Below are 21,299 nucleotides of genomic sequence, written 5' to 3' on the forward strand. Positions count from 1 at the left end.
TATATTTTTTATATTTTCAATATAAAATATATTACATTAACTAATAGTTATTGTATTATAAAATTAACTTTTATATTTATAAGTTAATACTAAATTAGGACAACTTTTATGAGTATATATCAAAGATGCTTGTCCAAATCTTTGATTTTTTTTTCTGTTTTCTTTGTAATTTTTATATTATTTATAGAAAGTAATATAGGATTTAAATGGATTTTTAATTTTACTAGTCGTTTTTTAATAGGATTAAAAGTAGAAGAAATATATGGAAATTGGCGAGATTTTACATTAAAAAATATTAAATACAACGTTTTTGGAATCTCAATGACAGCTAATAGTATACATGTGATACTAGATACTAGATCTTTATTTAAAAAATCAACAATTTTTAAAGAAATTGAAACAAAAAATTTAATGGTTTCATTGGAAAAGAATATATCCTCTGATTTCTTAGAAAAAAATATCTTTATAAAATATCCTACAATTTTTAAACATATACATGTAGATAAAATTTTTTTTAAATTACCTAAAGCACATATATTTTTTTTCAATGTTTCTAGTGGTGTACAATTAATAAATAATAATATTATTTTATCACCTACACATGTAGGTACTGTTCATTTGGCATGTTCAAAAATTAGTTTTAAAAAAAACAATATTTTAAAGAAATTAAATGTCATTAAAAAATTTAATAATACTAAAAAAATATATAGTATTTTAAAGTTTTTTTCAAATAAAAAAAAATTTTTTGTTCCATTAAATATCAACTTAACTTCTTTAAAATGTAATGAAATAAAATTAATAGATTACAAAAATAATAATTTATTTCAATTGGAATTAAAAGCTCAAATAGAAAATAATATTTTCAATATAAAAAAACTAAAAATAGCTTCTTCTTTTTTTACAATAAAATCTTATGGAAAAATTTTTTTTAATGAAAATCATTCGATTTCATGTTTGATGAAAAATATTGTAGTCTTGCCAAGACTTTATAATAGAAGCATAAATTTATCTTTTAAAGCCAATTTAAATTCACATAATAAATTTATATTTAAATTAAAATCTCAAGATTTATATAAAGTTCAATTTTATGGATCAGTTCTTTTAAATAGTACTGATTATCCATTTTTTATAAAATTACAGAGCCGGAATTTATTTTGGACGATTAAAAAAGACTATATTTTTAAATTAAATAGTTTTAAGGCTATTTTAAAAGGAAAAATAAATAATTATTTTTTATCTTTAAAAAATATTTTTACTATACCAGATTATCCTTCAATTTTTATTAATCTCAAAGGAACAGGTAATTTAAAAAATATATTTTTAAAACAAGTTAAATTTTTTCTAATTAAGAAAAAAAAAATCTATAAAGCAATGATTAATTTAAAAAATAAGATTAGATGCCATCGAGAGATATTAGAATTAATAGGAAAAATGAATATATTAGGAAAATCTCATGATAACATATATAATTTAAGTATCCCAAAGATAAATTTAAATGGAAATATAATGCAAAAAAAATTTTCTATACTAGGATCTATATATTATAAAAATTTTAATTATATAGAAATTCCTCGGGTAAAATTATTACTGGGAAAAAATACATTATATTTAAATGGTGCTTTGGGAACAAAATATGATATTAATTCATCTATTTACGCTAATGATTTAGATTACTTTTTACCTAATTTAAAAGGCGTACTTGAAGCAAAAATGAATTTTCGTGGTAATGGTATATTTCCTATTATGACCAGTGAAATTTTAGCTAGAAATTTAAATTGGAATAATGTTTATTTGAAAAAAATTAAAATAGTATCAAAAATTAATAGTGACAATATGTTTTTAGAAAAAATGTTAATCGACATAAAAAAATTCTATTTTAATAGTTTTTATATTAATACTTTACATATTCAAACTCGGTCTAAAAATGATGATCAAAATTTTTCTTTGTTATTAAAAAGTCGTGGATTATATATAAATTTAATTATAAATGGGATGTTTAATAAAAAAACAGGAAATTGGCATGGTTTTTTTAAAGCAATAAATATTCAAATTTTAGGGGGAAAAGTAACTGCACAAAAAAATAATTCGATTAATTATTATGATGCTAATAATCAAATTCGTAATTTTTACAAAAAAAACGTTAAGACAAAAAAGATTTTTTCATCTTTCTTACATGATATAAAGAAATCTTTTTTTAATATATTCAATCAATCTCTTGTGAGTTTTAAAAGCAAATTATCTATTAAGTCAAAATTAAAATGGATTTTGGGAGAGAAGGTTTCTGATGGAAAAATATTTTTAACAGGTAACAATATAAAATTAGAAAAAAATATAAACCAAAAAATTTTTATGGAAAAAATAGATTATATTAATGTATCTATCAACTTAATAAAAAGCAATCTTACAAGTAAATGGACAATAAAAAAATTAAAAAATATGAGTGTTTTTGGATATTTAAATATTATGGATATTTATGATAAAAAGAATATAAAAAGTGAATTTACTATTTATAATTTTCCTTTTTCTTTTATAAATTTTTTTGCTACAAACTTTAAAAAAGTCAATGGTATCTTTAAAAGTAAAATAAAAATTTTTGGTACTTTAAATCAGCCTAAAGTATTGGCTGATATTAATTTTAAAAATATTTTTATTAGAAGTGATAATATATTAAAGTATATGATTTTATTTTTTCCATATTTTTCAGGAAAAGTAGATGCTATAAAAATTAATCAAGAAATCATAATGAAAAAAGGAAGTGTGTTATTTACATTTAACCCCGTTTTTAAGAATTCTACTAATACAGAGTGGACTCTCTTGTTTAAGAGCAAAAAAATAGCAGTATTAATTTTTCCTAAAATAAAACTAAAGTTTTCATCTCAATTAAATTTACACTATTTACTTTCAAAATATGATTTAATCGGATATATAAAATTTTCTTTATTTGATTTTAAAATCAATGAAAAAAATTTTATTTTTTAATTTTATTAAAAATATATTACTTATTTTAAAATGTATTATTTTTTTTAGCACGGTTATATGCATCATTAATTTCTAATTTTGCATCTTGACAATTTCCCCATCCAATAATTTCTACCCATTTTTCCTGTTCCAGTTGTTTATAATGTTGAAAAAAATGTGAAATTTGTTTTTTTAATAATTCCGGTACATCTGATATGTCATTTATATTTTTATATTCTTGACAAATTTTACTTTTAGGTACTGCTATAATTTTAGCATCATGGCCTGATTCATCATGCATCTTGAATATTCCAATAGGTTTACAGTGAATCACACAATTGGATTGTATTGGATAATGAGAAGGTACTAAAACGTCTAAAGGATCACCATCTAGAGACAATGTTTGATTAATATATCCATAGTTGCATGGATAAAACATGGGAGTAGGTATAAAACGATCTACAAAAAGCATGCCTGATTTTTTATCTATTTCATATTTAATGGGAGATGAATTTGATGAAATTTCTATGATAACGTATATATCATTAGGTATATCATGACCAGCTATAATTTTATTTAAATGCATTTTTTTTGCCTTTATAATAATCTGAAGTTATTTTAGTATGCTTATAAGATAAGTAGATAAAGATATAAAATTAAATAAATTTTAACATTGAAGAATAATTATATCTATATTTTACACAAACTAATTTATTTTAATTTTAAATTTTTTTTAATATAATATTAATAAATAAACAAACGTTTTTTAAGGGTTTATATATGACTTTGATTAAAGAAATAGAAAAAGAAGAATTATTTCTTTTAAATACAGCAAAAGAAACTTTGCAATTATCTAAAAATATCAATGCGTCAATAGACGTATTAATAAGAAAAACAATTGGTATTAGTGTTAATGTGAGAAATGGTATTGTAGAAAACGTAGAGTTTAATAATGATAGTGTGTTATTTATCACCGTGTATAATAAGTTTTCTAAAGGTAGTGTGTCATCGAAAGATTTTAGTATTAAAAGTATTAAGAAAATGTTAGAAATAGCTGTTAATATTTCCAAGTATTCTTCTTCTGATTTTTTTTCAGGTTTGCCAGATGTAAAATTTTTATGTTTCCGTTCTATGGAACTAGACTTATTTCATCCGTGGGAATTTGATATAGAAAGTGCAATCAAGATGTCTGTACTATCAGAAAAAGCAGCTTTTAAATTTGATAAAAGAATTGTTAATAGTGAAGGTAGTTTTTTTAATAGTCATGTGACTATAAACGTTTTTGGAAACAGCTTGGGTATGTTGGAAAAATATAAATCTACTCGCCATTCAACCTATAATTGTATGATTTCTCAAGATAAAAATTCTATGCAAAGAGATTTTGATTATTCTATTTCTAGAAAAATAGATCATTTAGTGAAACCAGAAATTTTAGGACAAACAAGTGCTAAACGAGCAGTGTCTAGATTAGGTTCTAGAAAAATAGATACTATGAAATGCCCAGTCATTTTTTCATCGGAAATCTCTCATATTTTTTTCTCTCATCTTGTCAATGCTATCAGTGGTGACAATGTTTATCAAAAATCTACATTTTTAATCAATGATTTAAATATGAGAATTTTCCCTGATTGGTTAAATATCGAGGAAAATCCTCATTTAAAACAAGGTTTAGGAAGCAAAACTTTTGATAATGAAGGTGTAGCTACAGCAATTAAGTCTATTATTCAAAATGGGGTATTAAAAACTTGGTTATTAAATAGTTATAATGCTCGTAAACTTAAATTAGAAACTACAGGAAATTGCGGTGGAATTTATAATTGGATAGTTTCAAATAGCAATATATCTTTTGAAGATCTCTTAAAAAAGATGGATAAAGGTATATTAGTAACTGAATTGATGGGACAAGGTGTTGATATTATTAGTGGTAACTACTCACGTGGTGCTATAGGTTTTTTAGTTGAAAAAGGAAATATTTCTTATCCGGTCAATGAAATTACCATATCAGGAAATTTAAGAAACATGTGGAATAATATTGTTAGTATTAGTAGCGATGTTGATCGACGTAATAATATTCAATGTGGTTCAATATTATTGTCTGAAATGCAGATTTCTGGGAACTGATTTTTGTTTTTTAATATATTAGTTTTTACAAAAGCTTTGATGTTTTAATGAAGTTGACCTATAAGCCGGGTTCTGTTTTAACAGTCATTCATCTAGATTAGTAATCACTTACTAATTCAAGCAGCTTACCCAGGGTTTGTAAAGTACGAGCAATACAAGAAATTAATCTACCCTATATTTAGCTTTGCTCCAGGTGGAGTTTACCATGCCATGAATTGTTGCCAATTATGCGGTGTGCTCTTACCACACCTTTTCACCCTGGCCATATTTTCTATAAAAAATAGGTGGTTTTTTTTCTGTTGCACTAGTCATAAGCTTACGCTTTCCAGGTGTTATCTGGCACCTTGCTCTATGGAGCCCGGACTTTCCTCTTTTTAATTTTTCAAAACTAAACAGCGACTGTTTGGTCAACTTCAAAAGTAAAGGATACATTGTTTAAATAATTTTGTCACTCTTCTTTTTTATTACGTATTGATATAAGTTGTTTTTATTAATTTTATGTATTTTCGAAGTCATTAAAACTGATGTTTTTAATGAAAGAAACTTTCTTAACATAGAAAAAGTTTGTAATGTTTTTGTTGATAGGTTTTTTGTTTTTAATTTTTTAAAACCGTCAATAATAATAACTATTTCTCCTTTATAACGATATTCGTCTTCTTTAAGCCACTGAAGTATTAAAGTTGCTTTAGCTCCGTGAATAGATTCCCATTTTTTTGTGATTTCTCTAGCTATTACTATATGTCTATTTTCATCTATTTGTTCTATTATATCCTGTATACTTTCAATTATTCTGTATTTTGATTCATAAAAAATAATTGTTCGTGTTTCTTCTTTTAAAGAATAGAGCAAATCACATCTTGATTTTTTCTTAGAAGGTAAAAATCCTTCATAGCAAAAGCGATTATTTATTATTCCAGAAGCACTTAATGCTGTAATAGCAGCACAAGGACCTGGAAGTGGGATGACTTTGATATTAAAAAAATGACATTTTTTTATTAATATACCGCCAGGATCATTGATAATTGGAGTACCTGCATTAGAAACTAAAGCAATTTTTTTTCCTTGTTTTAGTTCTTGAACTAAATGAGCACTTTGTTTGTTTTCATTGTCTTTATTCAGTAATATTAAATGGTTTTTAATGTTAAAATGTTTCAGTAGGATAGTAGTATGTTTGATATTTTCAGCTGCAATTATATCAACATTTTTTAGTGTTTCTAATGCTCTATAAGTAATATCTGATAGATTTCCGATAGGAGTTGGTACAATATAAAGAGCACTGATATAAAATTCATTCATTTTTTTATCCAGAAAATATTTTTGTATATATGATAATAATTTTAATTTAATTTAAATATAAAATATTTTTTTATTTTTTAGTACCGATTTTAGTGTTAAATACAATTTTTTATAAATTTAAGGATTAAAGTTGAGACGAGTAGTGATAACAGGTATTGGTATTATTTCCAGTATTGGTAATAATAAAAAAGAAGTACTAGATTCTTTATACCATGGTACTTCTGGGATTGTATTTTCAGAAGAAATGAAGAAATTAGGTATGCGTAGTAAAGTTTGGGGTAGTATTAAATTAGAGAGTTTAAACATAATAACACAAAAATTGTCTCGTTTTATGAATAATGCCTCTAGATATTCTTTCTTAGCCATGAAAGAAGCAATTAAAGATGCTAAGATAACAAGTACAGCATATCAAAAAAATCCTCGTGTAGGATTAATTTCTGGATCAGGATGTAGTTTTTATAAAGATATTTTAAAAAATAATAGACATCTTATAAAAGATAGATGTATTTCAAATACTATTAGTCCTTATCTTGCAGTTAAAACCATGCCTTCTGGAATATCCGCTTGTTTATCTACTTTTTTTAAAATTTATGGAATAACTTATTCTATAAGTTCAGCTTGTGCAACGTCAGCTCATTGTATTGGTAATGCATTTGAGTTGATTCAATTTGATAAACAAGATCTTATCTTTGCAGGTGGAGGCGAAGAAATAAGTTTAGAATTAGCCAGTCAGTTTGATGCAATGCGGGTTCTTTCTACTAATTATAATGATCGTCCTAAAAAAGCATCACGTGTCTACGATGTAAATCGTGATGGTTTTGTAATTTCGGGTGGTGCAGGAATTTTGGTTATTGAAGAATTAAACTCTGCATTATCGCGCGGTGCTAATATTTATGCTGAAATAGTTGGATATGCTGCAACATCTGATGGTTACAGTATGATTTCACCTTCTGGAAACGGAGCAGTTCGTTGTATGAATTTGGCAAGAAAAAATAATTTCGTGTCTATTGATTATATTAATGTACATGGAACTTCTACCAAGATTGGTGATTTGATAGAATTAAAAGCAATTAAAAAAGTATTTTTAAATGAAAAAACACCAATGATTTCAGCAACAAAATCAATGACAGGTCATTCATTGGGAGCTTCAGGGGTACATGAAATGATTTATACATTGTTAATGTTGAAAAATAATTTTATAGCTCCCACAATTAATATTGAAACATTAGAACCTTTTGCAGAAGATATGAATATTGTTCAGAGAACTATGAATATAAAAATCAGGACTGCTATGTCTAATAGTTTTGGTTTCGGAGGCAGTAATGCTTCATTAATAATAAAAAAATATGAATGAATTATATTTCTAATAATGTATATATTGTTTAATAACATTTGAAATTTATATATAATAAAGATATTTGTGTATTTTAAATGTGCATTTAAATAGTGTGAATCAGAAAAAATCATTTTAATATTTTTAATATTAAAATGATTTTTTATTATTAATATATGTTTTAACTTAAATTAAATAAAATATATAAATTATTTAAACTTATATCCAAGAAAAAGAGATTAAATATGAATCAATTAAACGCTTTAAAACAATTTTCAATTATTGTAGCAGATACTAGTGATATAGAATCTATTTGTAAGTATAAACCAGAAGATGCTACGACTAATCCATCTTTAATACTGCAAGCGGTGAGTTCAAGTATAAACCAGTATTTTGTTGATCAAGCGGTAGAATACGCAAAAAAGAAAGGAGGTTTATATAAAGAAAAAATAATTAATGCTAGTGATAAGATACTAGTTGATCTTGGAATAGAAATTTTAAAAAAAATACCAGGTTATGTTTCTAGTGAAGTTGACGCTCGTTTGTCTTTTAGTACAGAAGAATGTATTTTAAAAGCAAGAAAATTAATTCATTTATATGAAGAGGAAGGAATTTCCCGAAATAGAGTTTTAATTAAATTAGCTGCCACATGGGAATGTATAAAAGCTGCAGAAGAACTTAAAAAAGATAATATTCTTTGCAATTTAACACTTTTATTTTCCCTTGCTCAAGCGCGTGCTTGTGCAGAATCAAATGTTTTCTTAATATCTCCTTTTGTTGGACGTATTTATGATTGGTATGTTTCTCAAAATTTATTGTCTAAATCCTTTATAGGAAAAGATCCTGGAGTTATATCTGTTTGTAAAATATATGAATATTATAAAAAGTATGATTATAAAACTATCATTATGGGAGCTAGTTTTCGTAACATTGAACAAATATTATATTTGTCTGGATGTGATCGATTAACTATTTCACCTGTTTTATTAAAAGAATTAGAGTCTAATACTAGAAAAATTGAAAGACATCTTAATCCTCCTAGTGTGATTTCAGTAGCTCCACTTCCATTGTCTGAAGAAGAATTTCGATGGGAACATAATCAAGATCCTATGGCAGTTCAAAAATTATCTGAAGGTATACGTAATTTTGGAAAAGATCAATTATCTTTAGAAAAGATATTTTCTAAAAAAATATAAATAATTTTAATTAATAACAATTTATTTGTAGGATTTTAATCTAAAGGAAAATATATGTGTTCACGAATAGAATTGGCTAATGCAATTCGTTTTTTAAGTATAGACGCTGTACAAAATGCACAATCGGGACACCCTGGCATGCCTATGGGTATGGCGGATATTGCTGAGGTTTTATGGAGAGATTTTTTAAAACACAATCCGAAAAATCCAAATTGGAATAATCGCGATCGTTTTATATTATCTAACGGACATGGATCTATGTTGTTATATAGTTTATTACATCTAACAGGATATGATTTATCTATCGAAGAACTAAAAAATTTTAGACAACTTAATTCAAAAACGCCAGGGCATCCTGAAACAGGTGAAACACCTGGTGTTGAAATAACTACAGGTCCATTAGGGCAAGGATTGGCAAATGCTGTTGGTATGGCTATTGCAGAAAGAACATTAAGTTCTTATTTTAATCGACCAGAATATAATATAGTTGATCATTATACTTGGGTTTTTGTCGGTGATGGTTGTTTAATGGAAGGTATTTCTCATGAAGTATGTTCTTTAGCTGGAACATTAAAACTGGGGAAACTAATTGTTTTTTATGATAAAAACGGTATTTCTATAGATGGGAAAGTGTCTAATTGGTTTACTGACGACACAGCAAAACGTTTTAAATCATATAATTGGCATGTAGTAGATGCGGTAAATGGTCATGATTCAGAATCTATAAATAACAGTATAAAAGCAGCAAAATTAATAACCGATCAACCTTCAATTATTATTTGCAATACTATTATTGGTTTTGGTTCTCCTAATAAGTCGGGAACAGCAGAATCTCATGGGGCTCCTCTTGGTACAAAAGAAATTTCTTTGACTCGAGAAAAGTTACATTGGAAGTATCCTCCTTTTGAAATACCTAAAAAAATTTATAAAAAATGGAGTTTTATAGAAAAAGGTTTTGAACTAGAAAAAACATGGAATGAAAAGTTTTCTTCATATCAATCTAAATATCCTGATTTATCACTTGAATATTTACGACGAATAAATAAAGAATTACCTTTAAATTGGAATGAAACAACTAAGAACTATATTTATTCTTTACAAGAAAATAGACAAAATATTGCCAGTCGTAAAGCTTCTCAAAACACTTTAGAAAAGTATGCTAAAATTTTACCTGAATTAATAGGGGGTTCAGCAGATTTGTCGCCTAGCAATTTAACTATGTGGTCTTGCTGTAATTCTATTACAGATGACTTATCTGGAAATTATATTCATTATGGAGTTCGTGAATTTGGTATGACAGCAATTGCAAATGGTATATCTCATCATGGAGGTTTTATTCCTTATACTGCTACATTTTTAATGTTTGTTGAATATGCACGCAATGCAGTTCGTATGGCAGCTTTAATGAATACAAAACATATTTTTGTATACACTCATGACTCTATTGGATTAGGTGAAGACGGTCCTACACATCAGCCTATAGAACAATTAGCTAGTTTGCGAATGACTCCTAATATAGATGTATGGAGACCTAGTGATCAAGTAGAAACAGCAGTTGCTTGGAAGCAAGCTCTTGAAAAAAAATCAGGACCTACAGCATTAATTTTATCTCGTCAAAATCTTGATCAATTTCATAGAAATTCTAAACAATTAGATAGTATTTCTTGTGGAGCATATATATTATATGATTCTAATAAACCACTTGATATTATTTTCATATCAACTGGTTCAGAATTAAACATTACTTTAATTGCTGCAAAAAAAATTATTTCTTTAGGTTATTCTGCACGTGTAGTATCAATGCCTTCTACTAGTGTTTTTGACAGACAAGATCATGCTTATAAAGAATTTGTACTACCTTCTTATGTTACTAAAAGAATTGCAATTGAAGCTAGTATAGAAGATTTTTGGTATAAATATGTAGGAATAAATGGTTTAATTATTGGAATGAAAACGTTTGGTGAGTCTGCTCCAGCAGAAGATTTATTTAAAAAATTTGGTTTTACTATAGATAACATAGTTGATAAATCAATAGCTCTATTAAAATCTTAATTTTTTAACATTTTAAATTGTTATGGGGCTTGAGGATTACAGCCCCATCTCTTTGTTAAAAAGAAAAATAACGTTTTTTATTATTAATGTTAAATCAGGAAAATGTATGATTTGTTCAATTACTAAATTAGCACAAAAACTAATTTCTATTCCATCTATAAGTCCAAAAGATTTAGGTTGTCAAGATATTATTATAAAACGTTTATGTGCAGTAGGATTTACAGTTAAAGTAATTAATATTAATAACACAAAAAATTTTTGGGCATTTAGAGGTATTGGAAAAACATTAACATTTGCAGGACATACAGATGTGGTTTCACCAGGTCAATATGAAGATTGGCATGATGATCCTTTCAAACCAGTAATTAGAGATGGGTTTTTATTTGGTCGTGGATCTGTAGATATGAAAGGTGCTTTGGCTGCTATGATTGTTGCAGCTGAAAAATTTATAAGTGAATTTCCAAATCATAAAGGACGTTTATCTTTTCTTATTACTTCAGATGAAGAATCTACTGCAGTTAATGGTACGATCAAAGTAGTAGAATACTTGATGTCTAAAAATGATATGATTGATTATTGTTTAGTAGGAGAACCTTCTAGTGATACTATAGTTGGTGATGTTATAAAAAATGGTCGACGTGGTTCAATCACAGCTAATTTAATTATTTATGGAATACAAGGACATATTGCATATCCTGATTTAGCCGACAATCCAATACATAAAGGTTTGCCTATTATTTTGAAAATATTGTCTATGAAATTAGATGATGGAAATGATTTTTTTTTACCTAGTAGTATAAATATTGCAAATATTCGTGCAGGAGATGGAGCTAATAATGTTATTCCAGGCTCTCTATTTGTTCAGTTTAATATTCGATTTAGCACAGAAATTTCTGAAACAGAAATTCAATCTAAAATAGTTGATATACTAGAAGAAAATAATATTAATTACTCTTTAAAATGGCTTTTTTCAGGAAAACCTTTTCTTACTAAAAAAGGTATATTATTAGATGCTGTAATACGATCTGTTTTTCATGTTAACAAAAAAAAACCTATTTTATCTACTTCTGGTGGAACTTCTGATGGTCGTTTTGTTTCTTTAATGGGCGCTGAAGTAGTTGAACTTGGATTAGTTAATAGTACAATTCATAAAGTCAATGAATGTGTAAAAATATCTGATTTACAATTATTGAGTTATATGTATAAAGATATTATGAAGGAATTACTAGTTTAATTTTTAAAAATAAAAAGCATGATGATAATTGTTTATTATAAATGATGCAGAATATCATAGAGATAGTCTGCAACAATTACTATAAATAAATGTTTAATTCAAAATTTTTTAAATACTGTTATATTATTTCCACAATATTATACATTTTATGCAGGAGGAAATATATCAAAATCTTTTTTTTCTAAATCTTTATCCGTATAAGGAATACTATAATCTTTATTTTCATCAGGAATATTAATTCCTTCTGGAATAATTAATTTTCTAAATTGATGTCTTATGTTATCAGAATTAACACTCTGACTTCTTTTAAAATCTTTTAGTGTGCAAGATGTTATGAAAAGTGTATTTAACATTTGAAATGTTATTATAATTTTTAAAAATTTTTTATAATGTTTTAAGATTGGCATATTGAATTGCTTTTTCAAGTTTGAAGCAAGTGGAATCTAAAATAGGAGTCATTGGTAAACGCAGTGTATCATGTTTTATTAACCCTATTTTTTTAGCTAACCATTTTATAGGGATAGGATTGGGTTCTATAAATAGTGCTTCATGTAATAACATTAAACGTTTATTTACAGATCGTGCACTAATAAAATCTCCTTTTAATGCATATGAACACATTTTCCTCATTTCTTTTGCAGCAATATTTGCTGTAACTGATATTACACCTTGACCGCCTAATTGCATAAAATCTAACGCTGTTGCATCATCTCCACTAATTAATAAAAAATCATTTTGAACTAATTCTTTTATTTTATTAATTCTTGATAAATCGCCAGTTGCTTCTTTAATACCTATTATATTTTTTAATTGAGATAACCTGGCAACTGTCTCTGGAAGTAAATCACATCCAGTACGACTGGGAACATTATATAAAATTTGTGGCAATTCAGTATGTTCTGAAATAGCTTTAAAATGTTGATACAATCCTTCTTGAGTAGGTCTATTATAATATGGTGTAACAGTTAGACAACCTGAAATACCAGATTTCTCAAATCTTTTTGTTAAAGAGATAGCTTCTGTTGTAGCATTTGCTCCTGTACCTGCAATAATTGGAATACGTTCATCAGATAATTCTAAAGTAAGCATAACGACGTGTATATGTTCTTCTTGACTGAGTGTTGCAGATTCTCCCGTAGTTCCAACAGAAACAATAGCTTGAGTTTTATTAACAACGTGATAATTAATCAACTTTTTTAAACTAGTACGACAAATTTGACCTTTTTCATCCATTGGTGTAATTAGTGCAACAATACTTCCTTTAAACATTAGTTGTCCTCCTCCATAAAAAATATTTTATGGGATTTTTGACACATTTTAAAAGCAAAGTATATAGAAATTATGAACGTAATATTTCAAGAAAAATATAGTTTTATTATGAACATGAAAATATTATAGAACACACTCTATATTATAAAATATTAATGATTTAATATAATAAAAAATATTTTATATTTAATTTAAAATTAAATTTAATTAATATCAAAAAATCTAGTCAGAATAATATCTGTTTTATCATTATTAGTAATACTTTGTATCATAAAAATGATTATATCTAGTACTATTATACAAATTTATTTTATCTAACTAGACTAAGAATACAGTTAATATTAATTTTTAGAATAAAAACTGCATTTCTATTATAAATTTATAACTTTGGATTGTATAATGCAAGATTTTAATATTATAGAAAAAATAGAATTTTTTAAAAATAAAAAGATATAAATATTAAGAATTAATTTTTGTGTTATTAAAAAATTACTACTTGTTAATAAATAATATTAAGACTTAAATTTTTTATTATTGATCATGCTACTAAAGAAATAGTCATTTAGTAGCATTATAATATTATTTACAATATTACGTGCTGCATTGTGCTCGAAATCTTAGCAAGTGATCCATTAATACAATTGCTACCATTGCTTCAGTTATTGGAACACCTCGTAATCCTACACATGGATCATGTCGACCTTTAGTAATTATTTGAACTTTTTCATTATTTTTATTAATTGTGTTTCCTGCTTTTCGAATACTTGATGTAGGTTTAAATGCTACTTTTAATAAAATTTGTTCACCATTACTTATACCACCTAAAATACCACCAGCATGATTAGTTGAAAATCCGCTTGGTGTAATTGCATCACGATGTTCACTTCCTTTTTGACTTATTACTGAAAATCCATCTCCAATTTCTATTCCTTTCACAGCATTGATACTCATTAAAGCATGCGCTAAATCAGCATCAAGACGATCAAACACTGGTTCTCCAAGTCCTATAGGAATATTTTCAGCAACAATTGTGATTTCAGCTCCAATAGAATCACCTGTTTTTTTTAAATGTTTAATTTGGGTTTCGAGTTCTGAAATTTTTTCGATGTTAGAACAGAAAAAAGGATTTTTTTCCACTTCTTCCCAAGATTTAAAAGAACATTTGATATCCCCCATTGCTGATAAATATCCTCGTATGTTTATTCCATATTTATTTTTCAGGTATTTTTTTGCGATAGCACCTGCTGCAACTCGCATGGTAGTTTCACGAGCAGAAGATCTACCTCCACCACGATAGTCTCGTATTCCATATTTTTTTTCATAAGTATAATCAGCATGTCCTGGTCGAAATAAATTTTTTATATCATCATAGTCTTCAGAACGTTGATCACTATTATAAATGATTAAACCAATACTAGTACCAGTTGTAATACCATTAAATACACCAGAAAGTATATGAATTGTATCTAATTCACGTCGTGGAGTTGTATAACGAGAAGAACCTGGTCTTCTACGATTTAAATCATGTTGTAAATCTTCACAAGATAATTCAAAACCTGGTGGTGTTCCATCAACTATGCATCCTAACGCTTCTCCGTGCGATTCGCCAAAAGTAGTCACGCAAAATATTTTGCCAATTGTGTTTCCAGACATTTTTTTATTCTTCTATAATTGTTAAAATGAAATAATATAACTATACAGAATAAATAAAAAAAAATGATCTTTTTATTTTTTAAATTATTGATATTTCTTTTATTTTTAAAAAATTTTAAAAATAATAAAAACTGTTTATTTATTATATAATTTATTGACAATAATTTTTTTTATTTGTTGTTTTTACAAAAACTAAATTATATAATTAATAAAAATAGATATATAATTAAAAAAATTAATTAGAGTGTGTATATTTAAAATTTTTCAATTAATTAATATTATTGGTAACAAATAATTATGAATAAAAATAGCCGAAATACTATTAGTTCAAATATTTTATTTCGTCAATGGTTAAATGGTACTCGTGAAATAGTACAAGATACTATTTTTCATTCTCGAATTCATAAAAAAAATAATACTACTATAGTATCTCAGCGCACTTTTTTTGAACAAAACGCCCACAGTCATTATTTTTCTTGTAGAAGTAAAAAAGATTTATTTAAAGATAATCCTGTCTCTTATATTCGTCATCAAAATTTGCATAATATCTTAAAAAACCTGAAAAAAGGAAAGTATAATCCAGGTATTTTTCTTGATTTGCATGGATTGACACAACATCAAGCACAGCAAGCATTAGGCAAATTAATTGCAATATGTCAAAAAGAAAATATTTTTTGCGCTCATATTATGCACGGATATGGCAAACGTATTTTAAAACAACAAACACCTTTTTGGTTATCTCAACATCCAGACATTATAGCTTTCCATGAAGCTCCTAAATTTTTTGGAAGTGATGCTGCAATCATAGTTATAATTGAAATTAACTCTAAAAAAAACAATTATAAATATTTTAATTAGAAAATTAAACTAAGCATATCAATATATAAAATAGAACTTTCATTTTTTCAAAAACATCATAAATATATTTTTTAACATCAATAAAACAATTCTTAAAAATTAAACAATAATAGTTGTTACAAATTCTTTATCTAAAAAACGTTTTAATAAAAATCTTTAAAACTAAACTGTTATCAATAATTTTTATATATTATAATTAATCTTTACGACAACATTATTTGTGTTATTCAAGTAATTTAACTATTATATTTTTTCAGTATTATAGGAAGATATTATTTTAAAAACCCTTTATTTTTGGGTTTTTTTATTTTTAAAAAAGTAAAATTTTCAATTTTTTTACATAATATAAAGAATTTTAAAGGATTTTAAATATGTTTGATAATAATCGTGTACGGATAGCGATGCAAAAAACCGGTCGTTTAAGCAATGATTCTATTAGGTTGTTAACATCTTGCGGTATTAAGATTAATTTAAAACAACAAAAATTAATAGCTTTTGCTGAAAATATGCCTATTGATGTAATGTTAGTTCGTGATGATGATATTCCAGGATTAGTGATGGATGGTGTAGTAGATTTAGGAATAGTTGGAGAAAATGTACTTGAAGAAGAATTGTTAAAACGAATATCACAAAGATCAGAATATGCTTATACTACTTTAAGACGCCTTGATTTTGGAGTATGCCGATTATCTTTAGCACTTCCCGTAAACACTGTATATTCTAATATAAAATCCTTGAAGGATATTAGAATAGCTACTTCATACCCTCATTTATTAAAAAAATATTTAGATGAAAAAAATATTTCTTTTAAATCTTGCATGTTAAATGGATCAGTAGAAGTGGCACCTAGAGCTGGTCTCGCAGATGCTATTTGTGATTTAGTTTCTACAGGTGCAACATTAGAAGCCAATGGTTTACGTGAGGTGCAAGTAGTTTATCATTCTCATGCATGTCTTATTTGCAAAATTGGAAAGATTAATGCTATTAAAACAGAAGTTATTAATAAACTAATGACTCGTATTAAAGGTGTAATTAAGGCACGTGAATCTAAGTATATTATGTTACATGCTCCTATAAAGAAATTAGAAGAAGTTATATCTTTATTACGCGGAGCAGAAAGACCGACTATTTTAAAATTAGCAGGTGATGATAATCGAGTAGCAATGCATATGGTAAGTAGTGAAACACTATTTTGGGAAACGATGGAAAAATTAAAAGCATTAGGAGCTAGTTCAATTTTAGTTTTACCAATTGAAAAAATGATGGAGTAAAAACTATAATGAAATATTTTAAAAATATGATTTATTGGAATAAATTAAACTCTAAAGAACAAAAAAAAATATTATCAAGACCTTTTTTAAAAGAAAGTGGTATTATTAAAAAAACTGTTAAAGAAATTATAAAAAATGTTAGAAATTCAGGTGATAAAGCATTAAAAAAATATACTTTTTTATTTGATAAACAAGACGTAAATGAGTTTCAAGTTGCTGAAAAAAAAATCATTTCATCTGAACTTTACTTGAATGATGTTTTAAAAAATTCAATTGCAATTGCAAAAAAAAATATTATGCTCTTTCATAAAGCTCAAATTTCTTCAACAATAGACATTGAAACAGAAATTGGAGTTCGTTGTCAGCAAATTCATTTACCTTTAAATTCTATAGGAATTTATATTCCTGGAGGAACTGCTCCTTTATTTTCCACAGTATTAATGTTAGCAATACCTGCTAAAATTGCAGGTTGTAAAGAAATTATCTTATGTTCTCCTCCTCCGATTAGTAATGAAATTCTCTATACAGCTCATGTATGTGGAATTAATAATATTTTTCAAGTAGGAGGTGCTCAAGCTATAGCTGCTCTTTCGTTAGGTACGGAGACTATTCCTAAAGTAGATAAGATTTTTGGTCCAGGTAATGCTTATGTTACAGAAGCAAAATTACAAGTCAGTTCTATTTTTAACGGAACAGCAATAGACATGTTGGCAGGACCTTCAGAATTATTAATTATTGCTGATAATAGTGCTAATCCAGATTTTATTGCTGCTGATTTGTTATCACAAGCTGAACACGGCATGTCTTCTCAAGTTATTTTATTAACACCCTGTATTGAATTAGCAAAAAAAGTTATTTTATCGCTTGACAAACAATCAAGTAATTTTTCTAGATTACCAGAAATTTTAATGGTATTAAAAAACAGTCCAATTATTATTACAGAAAATTTATCAGAATGTATTAAAATATCTAATATATACGGACCTGAACATTTAATTATTCAAACAAAATCACCTAGAGAAGTACTTCATTATATCTCCAATGCCAGCTCTATTTTTTTAGGTTTATGGTCTCCTGAATCTGCCGGTGATTATGCATCTGGTACAAATCATGTTTTACCAACATATGGAAAATCTATTTCCAATTCTTCTTTAGGGTTGTCTGATTTTCAAAAACGTGTATTAATACAAGAGTTAACACCTCAAGGACTTATAAAATTGTCAAATACTCTTCAAATTTTATCTTCAGCAGAAAAATTGGACGCGCACAAGAACGCCGTAAAAATTCGGGTAGATTTTTTAAAGGAGAAAATATGAGTATTAATATTTTAAAATTAGCAAGAAGTAATGTACAAAGATTGATACCTTATCAATCTGCAAGACGTATTGGAGGAGGACATGGTGATATTTTATTAAATGCTAATGAATCATCTAAACCTGTTTTTTTTGAATCAAAAAAAAAATCATTTCATCGTTATCCAGAATGTCAACCTATTAATGTAATATCTTCTTATGCTAATTATACGAATTTATCTTGCAATCAAATTTTAGTGACAAGAGGTGCTGATGAAGGAATTGAATTATTAATAAAAGCGTTTTGCGAGCCAGGACAAGATGCAATTATGTATTGTCCTCCTACTTATGATATGTATAGAGTAAATGCAGAAATACATGGTGTTGAAATTAAAGAAATCCCTACTATTAAAAATACTTGGCAATTAGATTTGTCAAATATTCAATTAAATTTAAGTAGAGTAAAATTAGTTTATGTTTGTAATCCTAATAATCCCACTGGAAATATTCTTTTAAAACAAGATCTCATCTCGTTACTGAAGATAACTTTAGGTCATTCTTTAGTAGTAATCGATGAAGCATATATTGAGTTTTCTCCAAAAGAAAGCATGACAAATTACTTAAAAAAATATCCGAATTTAGTTATTTTAAGAACACTATCTAAAGCTTTTGCTTTAGCTGGAATAAGATGTGGTTTTACTTTAGCAAATAAAGAAGTCATTGATATTTTAAATAAAGTAATTAGTCCTTATCCGATATCTGCACCTGTTTCTGATATTGCAGTTCAATCTTTAGAAATACCTTATATTAAATTAATGCAGGATAGAGTGCTAGATTCCAATAATAATCGTATTTGGTTAATTGATCAATTAAAAAATATTCATTGTGTAGAAAAAGTATTTGAAAGTAATGCTAATTATATATTAGTAAAATTTTTTATGTTTAAACAAGTTTTTCAAAATTTATGGGACAAAGGGGTCATTTTAAGAAATCAGAATAATAAAATTAATTTAAAAAATTGTATAAGGATTTCAATAGGAACACATTTAGAATCTTTGCGTTTAATTAAAGAACTTAAAATTTTTTCTAAAGAAATATTTGAAGGGAAAATAAGTGAAAAATAAAATATTGTTTATTGATCGAGACGGTACATTAATTGATGAACCATTTAATACTCGTCAAGTAGATTCAATGAATAAATTAGTATTTAAAAAAAATGTAATTTCTTCATTACGAAAATTAATTGCAATGGATTATAAATTAATTATGGTTACTAACCAAGATGGTCTTGGTAGCAAAAATTTTCTTTTTGAAGATTTTAATATTCCTCATACGTTTATGTTAAAAATTTTTCATTCAGAAGGGATAATATTTGATGATATATTAATTTGCCCTCATTTTTTAGATGATAATTGTACATGTCGAAAACCAAAAATAAATATGATAAAACCATGGTTAAATAAAATAGATCGAAAAAATAGTTATGTAATTGGTGATCGAGATACCGATATGGAATTATCAGAAAATCTTAAAATAAAAGGAATTCAATATAAAGAAGATGTATGTAATTGGATTGATATTGAAAAATATATTATAAAATACAATAGACATTCTGAAATTTTTAGAGAAACAAAAGAAACTAAAGTTCGTATTCAAGTTTGGTTAGATTTAGAAGAAAAAAGTAAAATTAATACTGGAATAAAGTTTTTCGATCATATGTTAGAACAGTTATCAGTACATAGTGGTATTTGTATGAGCATTCATACAGAAGGTGATCTTTATATTGATGATCATCATACAATAGAAGATACCGGTATTGTATTAGGTGAAGCATTATTAAAGGCTTTAGGACAAAAAAATGGTCTTGGTAGATTTGGTTTTTATTTACCCATGGATGAAAGTAAATCGAATTGTATTATGGATATATCAAATCGTCCTTATTTAAATTTTAAAGCTAATTTTAATCATAAAATGGTTGGTGATCTTAATACTGATATGGTTGAACATTTTTTTTATTCTCTTTGTTATTCCATGAAAATTACACTTCATTTATACGCTGAAGGAAAAAACGATCATCATTGTATTGAAAGTTTATTCAAAGTTTTTGGACGTACATTACGTCAAGCTATTAAAATAGAAGGAAATGTATTACCAACTTCAAAAGGGATTTTATAATGGATATAGTAATAGTAGATACGGGTTGTGCTAATTTAAAATCAATACAAGTGGCAGTTAAAAATTTAGGTTATGATTCTATAATAACTTCTGAATTGTCTAAAATCTCAAAATCTAAAAAGATTTTTTTGCCAGGAGTAGGTACTGCTTCTGCAGTAATGAGTATTTTATCTAAAAAAAATATAATTCATATTATTCGCGAATGTAAACAAAAAATATTAGGGATATGTCTAGGAATGCAACTTCTTTGTGATTTTAGTGAAGAATGTAATGGTGTAAAAACAATGGGTATAATTAAATCTTCTGTATTGCGTTTAAAAACTAATAATTTACCATTACCTCATATTGGATGGAATCAAATTACATTCAGTAAAACACATCCTTTATTTAAAAATATACCAAATAATTCTAGATTTTATTTTGTTCATAGTTATATAGTTCCAATTAATAAATACACATTATCTACAACTAATTATGGTGTTGATTTTAGTTCAGTTGTACAAAAAAATAATTTTTTCGGTGTTCAATTTCATCCAGAAAAATCTGGAGATATAGGCGCTAAATTATTGAAAAATTTTTTGGAGATATAAT

17 protein-coding genes and 1 other RNA gene are annotated in these 21,299 nt (G+C 26.2%); 12 read left to right on the forward strand and 6 right to left on the reverse strand.

Translation table 11 applies throughout. The features are described 5' to 3' along the window. Positions 1-108 precede the first annotated feature (108 nt). Complete coding sequence (locus D9V77_RS00430; RefSeq protein WP_158338009.1) at positions 109-2,979, forward strand: translocation/assembly module TamB; 2,871 nt, start codon at positions 109-111, stop codon at positions 2,977-2,979. 25 nt (positions 2,980-3,004) lie between these two features. Here D9V77_RS00430 and ppa read toward each other — a convergent pair whose 3' ends face one another. Further along, the gene (gene ppa, locus D9V77_RS00435) at positions 3,005-3,544 is read right to left on the reverse strand and encodes an inorganic diphosphatase (protein WP_158338011.1); all 540 of its coding nucleotides are present in this window, start codon (positions 3,542-3,544) and stop codon (positions 3,005-3,007) included. Between the two features lie 194 nt (positions 3,545-3,738). Between ppa and pmbA the strand changes: the two genes are divergently transcribed. Continuing rightward, complete coding sequence (gene pmbA, locus D9V77_RS00440; RefSeq protein WP_158338013.1) at positions 3,739-5,079, forward strand: metalloprotease PmbA; 1,341 nt, start codon at positions 3,739-3,741, stop codon at positions 5,077-5,079. Between the two features lie 45 nt (positions 5,080-5,124). Here the strand turns inward: pmbA and rnpB are convergent. Both rnpB and rsmI read right to left on the reverse strand, forming a co-directional pair. Beyond that, positions 5,125-5,494: RNase P RNA component class A (gene rnpB / locus D9V77_RS00445), an RNA gene on the reverse strand. Between the two features lie 20 nt (positions 5,495-5,514). After that, positions 5,515-6,375 (reverse strand): 16S rRNA (cytidine(1402)-2'-O)-methyltransferase, encoded by an 861-nt coding sequence (gene rsmI, locus D9V77_RS00450; protein ID WP_158338015.1) that lies wholly within the window; start codon positions 6,373-6,375, stop codon positions 5,515-5,517. Between the two features lie 130 nt (positions 6,376-6,505). Here rsmI and D9V77_RS00455 point away from each other — a divergent pair, with 130 nt between their 5' ends. The 4 genes from D9V77_RS00455 to dapE all read left to right on the forward strand — a co-directional run bounded on the left by D9V77_RS00455 (position 6,506) and on the right by dapE (position 12,190). Then, the gene (locus tag D9V77_RS00455; protein ID WP_158338017.1) at positions 6,506-7,729 is read left to right on the forward strand and encodes a beta-ketoacyl synthase N-terminal-like domain-containing protein; all 1,224 of its coding nucleotides are present in this window, start codon (positions 6,506-6,508) and stop codon (positions 7,727-7,729) included. A 224-nt stretch (positions 7,730-7,953) separates the two neighbouring features. After that, the gene (tal, locus tag D9V77_RS00460) at positions 7,954-8,904 is read left to right on the forward strand and encodes a transaldolase (protein WP_158338019.1); all 951 of its coding nucleotides are present in this window, start codon (positions 7,954-7,956) and stop codon (positions 8,902-8,904) included. Positions 8,905-8,958: 54 nt separating this feature from the next. Further along, positions 8,959-10,956 carry a transketolase gene (tkt, locus tag D9V77_RS00465; protein ID WP_158338021.1) on the forward strand — a complete coding sequence of 666 codons (1,998 nt, stop codon included), beginning with the start codon at positions 8,959-8,961 and terminating at the stop codon, positions 10,954-10,956. Between the two features lie 106 nt (positions 10,957-11,062). Continuing rightward, a complete protein-coding gene (dapE, locus tag D9V77_RS00470; RefSeq protein ID WP_158338023.1) occupies positions 11,063-12,190 on the forward strand; it encodes a succinyl-diaminopimelate desuccinylase in 1,128 nt (375 codons plus the stop codon). 146 nt (positions 12,191-12,336) lie between these two features. Here dapE and D9V77_RS00475 read toward each other — a convergent pair whose 3' ends face one another. From D9V77_RS00475 to aroC, 3 genes are all read right to left on the reverse strand, one after another. Then, positions 12,337-12,597: a hypothetical protein gene (locus tag D9V77_RS00475; RefSeq protein WP_158338025.1), complete on the reverse strand. Its 261-nt coding sequence runs from the start codon at positions 12,595-12,597 to the stop codon at positions 12,337-12,339. Further along, the gene (dapA, locus tag D9V77_RS00480; protein ID WP_158338028.1) at positions 12,575-13,459 is read right to left on the reverse strand and encodes a 4-hydroxy-tetrahydrodipicolinate synthase; all 885 of its coding nucleotides are present in this window, start codon (positions 13,457-13,459) and stop codon (positions 12,575-12,577) included. The genes D9V77_RS00475 and dapA overlap by 23 nt, the downstream gene beginning before the upstream one ends. A gap of 591 nt (positions 13,460-14,050) precedes the next feature. Next, a complete protein-coding gene (gene aroC / locus D9V77_RS00485) occupies positions 14,051-15,112 on the reverse strand; it encodes a chorismate synthase (protein ID WP_158338030.1) in 1,062 nt (353 codons plus the stop codon). Positions 15,113-15,409: 297 nt separating this feature from the next. Between aroC and smrB the strand changes: the two genes are divergently transcribed. From smrB to hisH, 6 genes are all read left to right on the forward strand, one after another. Next, entirely contained in the window at positions 15,410-15,970 is a 561-nt protein-coding gene (gene smrB / locus D9V77_RS00495; protein WP_158338032.1) for an endonuclease SmrB, read from the forward strand. Between the two features lie 371 nt (positions 15,971-16,341). Beyond that, a complete protein-coding gene (hisG, locus tag D9V77_RS00500) occupies positions 16,342-17,241 on the forward strand; it encodes an ATP phosphoribosyltransferase (protein WP_158338034.1) in 900 nt (299 codons plus the stop codon). An 8-nt stretch (positions 17,242-17,249) separates the two neighbouring features. After that, the gene (hisD, locus tag D9V77_RS00505) at positions 17,250-18,557 is read left to right on the forward strand and encodes a histidinol dehydrogenase (protein ID WP_158338036.1); all 1,308 of its coding nucleotides are present in this window, start codon (positions 17,250-17,252) and stop codon (positions 18,555-18,557) included. Further along, on the forward strand, positions 18,554-19,657 hold the full coding sequence (hisC, locus tag D9V77_RS00510) for a histidinol-phosphate transaminase (RefSeq protein WP_158338038.1): 1,104 nt from the start codon (positions 18,554-18,556) through the stop codon (positions 19,655-19,657). Before hisD ends, hisC begins: the two co-directional genes overlap by 4 nt. Then, entirely contained in the window at positions 19,647-20,708 is a 1,062-nt protein-coding gene (hisB, locus tag D9V77_RS00515; protein WP_158338040.1) for a bifunctional histidinol-phosphatase/imidazoleglycerol-phosphate dehydratase HisB, read from the forward strand. The genes hisC and hisB overlap by 11 nt, the downstream gene beginning before the upstream one ends. Next, positions 20,708-21,298, forward strand: a complete 591-nt coding sequence (gene hisH, locus D9V77_RS00520) for an imidazole glycerol phosphate synthase subunit HisH (protein WP_158338042.1) — start codon at positions 20,708-20,710, stop codon at positions 21,296-21,298. Before hisB ends, hisH begins: the two co-directional genes overlap by 1 nt. Position 21,299: the final 1 nt, after the last annotated feature.

This window comes from Buchnera aphidicola (Sitobion avenae) (assembly GCF_005082585.1).
Taxonomy (GTDB): Bacteria; Pseudomonadota; Gammaproteobacteria; order Enterobacterales; family Enterobacteriaceae; genus Buchnera; species Buchnera aphidicola_Z.

What these genes read in the sequence shown, in the direction of transcription:
- D9V77_RS00430 (WP_158338009.1), top strand. Translation starts at nt 109, where the DNA reads ATGAGTATATATCAAAGATGCTTGTCCAAATCTTTGATTTTTTTTTCT.
- hisG (WP_158338034.1), top strand. Translation starts at nt 16,342, where the DNA reads ATGTTTGATAATAATCGTGTACGGATAGCGATGCAAAAAACCGGTCGT.
- aroC (WP_158338030.1), bottom strand. Translation starts at nt 15,112, where the DNA reads ATGTCTGGAAACACAATTGGCAAAATATTTTGCGTGACTACTTTTGGC.
- ppa (WP_158338011.1), bottom strand. Translation starts at nt 3,544, where the DNA reads ATGCATTTAAATAAAATTATAGCTGGTCATGATATACCTAATGATATA.
- tkt (WP_158338021.1), top strand. Translation starts at nt 8,959, where the DNA reads ATGTGTTCACGAATAGAATTGGCTAATGCAATTCGTTTTTTAAGTATA.
- rsmI (WP_158338015.1), bottom strand. Translation starts at nt 6,375, where the DNA reads ATGAATGAATTTTATATCAGTGCTCTTTATATTGTACCAACTCCTATC.
- hisD (WP_158338036.1), top strand. Translation starts at nt 17,250, where the DNA reads ATGAAATATTTTAAAAATATGATTTATTGGAATAAATTAAACTCTAAA.
- smrB (WP_158338032.1), top strand. Translation starts at nt 15,410, where the DNA reads ATGAATAAAAATAGCCGAAATACTATTAGTTCAAATATTTTATTTCGT.
- hisC (WP_158338038.1), top strand. Translation starts at nt 18,554, where the DNA reads ATGAGTATTAATATTTTAAAATTAGCAAGAAGTAATGTACAAAGATTG.
- hisH (WP_158338042.1), top strand. Translation starts at nt 20,708, where the DNA reads ATGGATATAGTAATAGTAGATACGGGTTGTGCTAATTTAAAATCAATA.
- D9V77_RS00475 (WP_158338025.1), bottom strand. Translation starts at nt 12,597, where the DNA reads ATGCCAATCTTAAAACATTATAAAAAATTTTTAAAAATTATAATAACA.
- dapE (WP_158338023.1), top strand. Translation starts at nt 11,063, where the DNA reads ATGATTTGTTCAATTACTAAATTAGCACAAAAACTAATTTCTATTCCA.
- tal (WP_158338019.1), top strand. Translation starts at nt 7,954, where the DNA reads ATGAATCAATTAAACGCTTTAAAACAATTTTCAATTATTGTAGCAGAT.
- dapA (WP_158338028.1), bottom strand. Translation starts at nt 13,459, where the DNA reads ATGTTTAAAGGAAGTATTGTTGCACTAATTACACCAATGGATGAAAAA.
- pmbA (WP_158338013.1), top strand. Translation starts at nt 3,739, where the DNA reads ATGACTTTGATTAAAGAAATAGAAAAAGAAGAATTATTTCTTTTAAAT.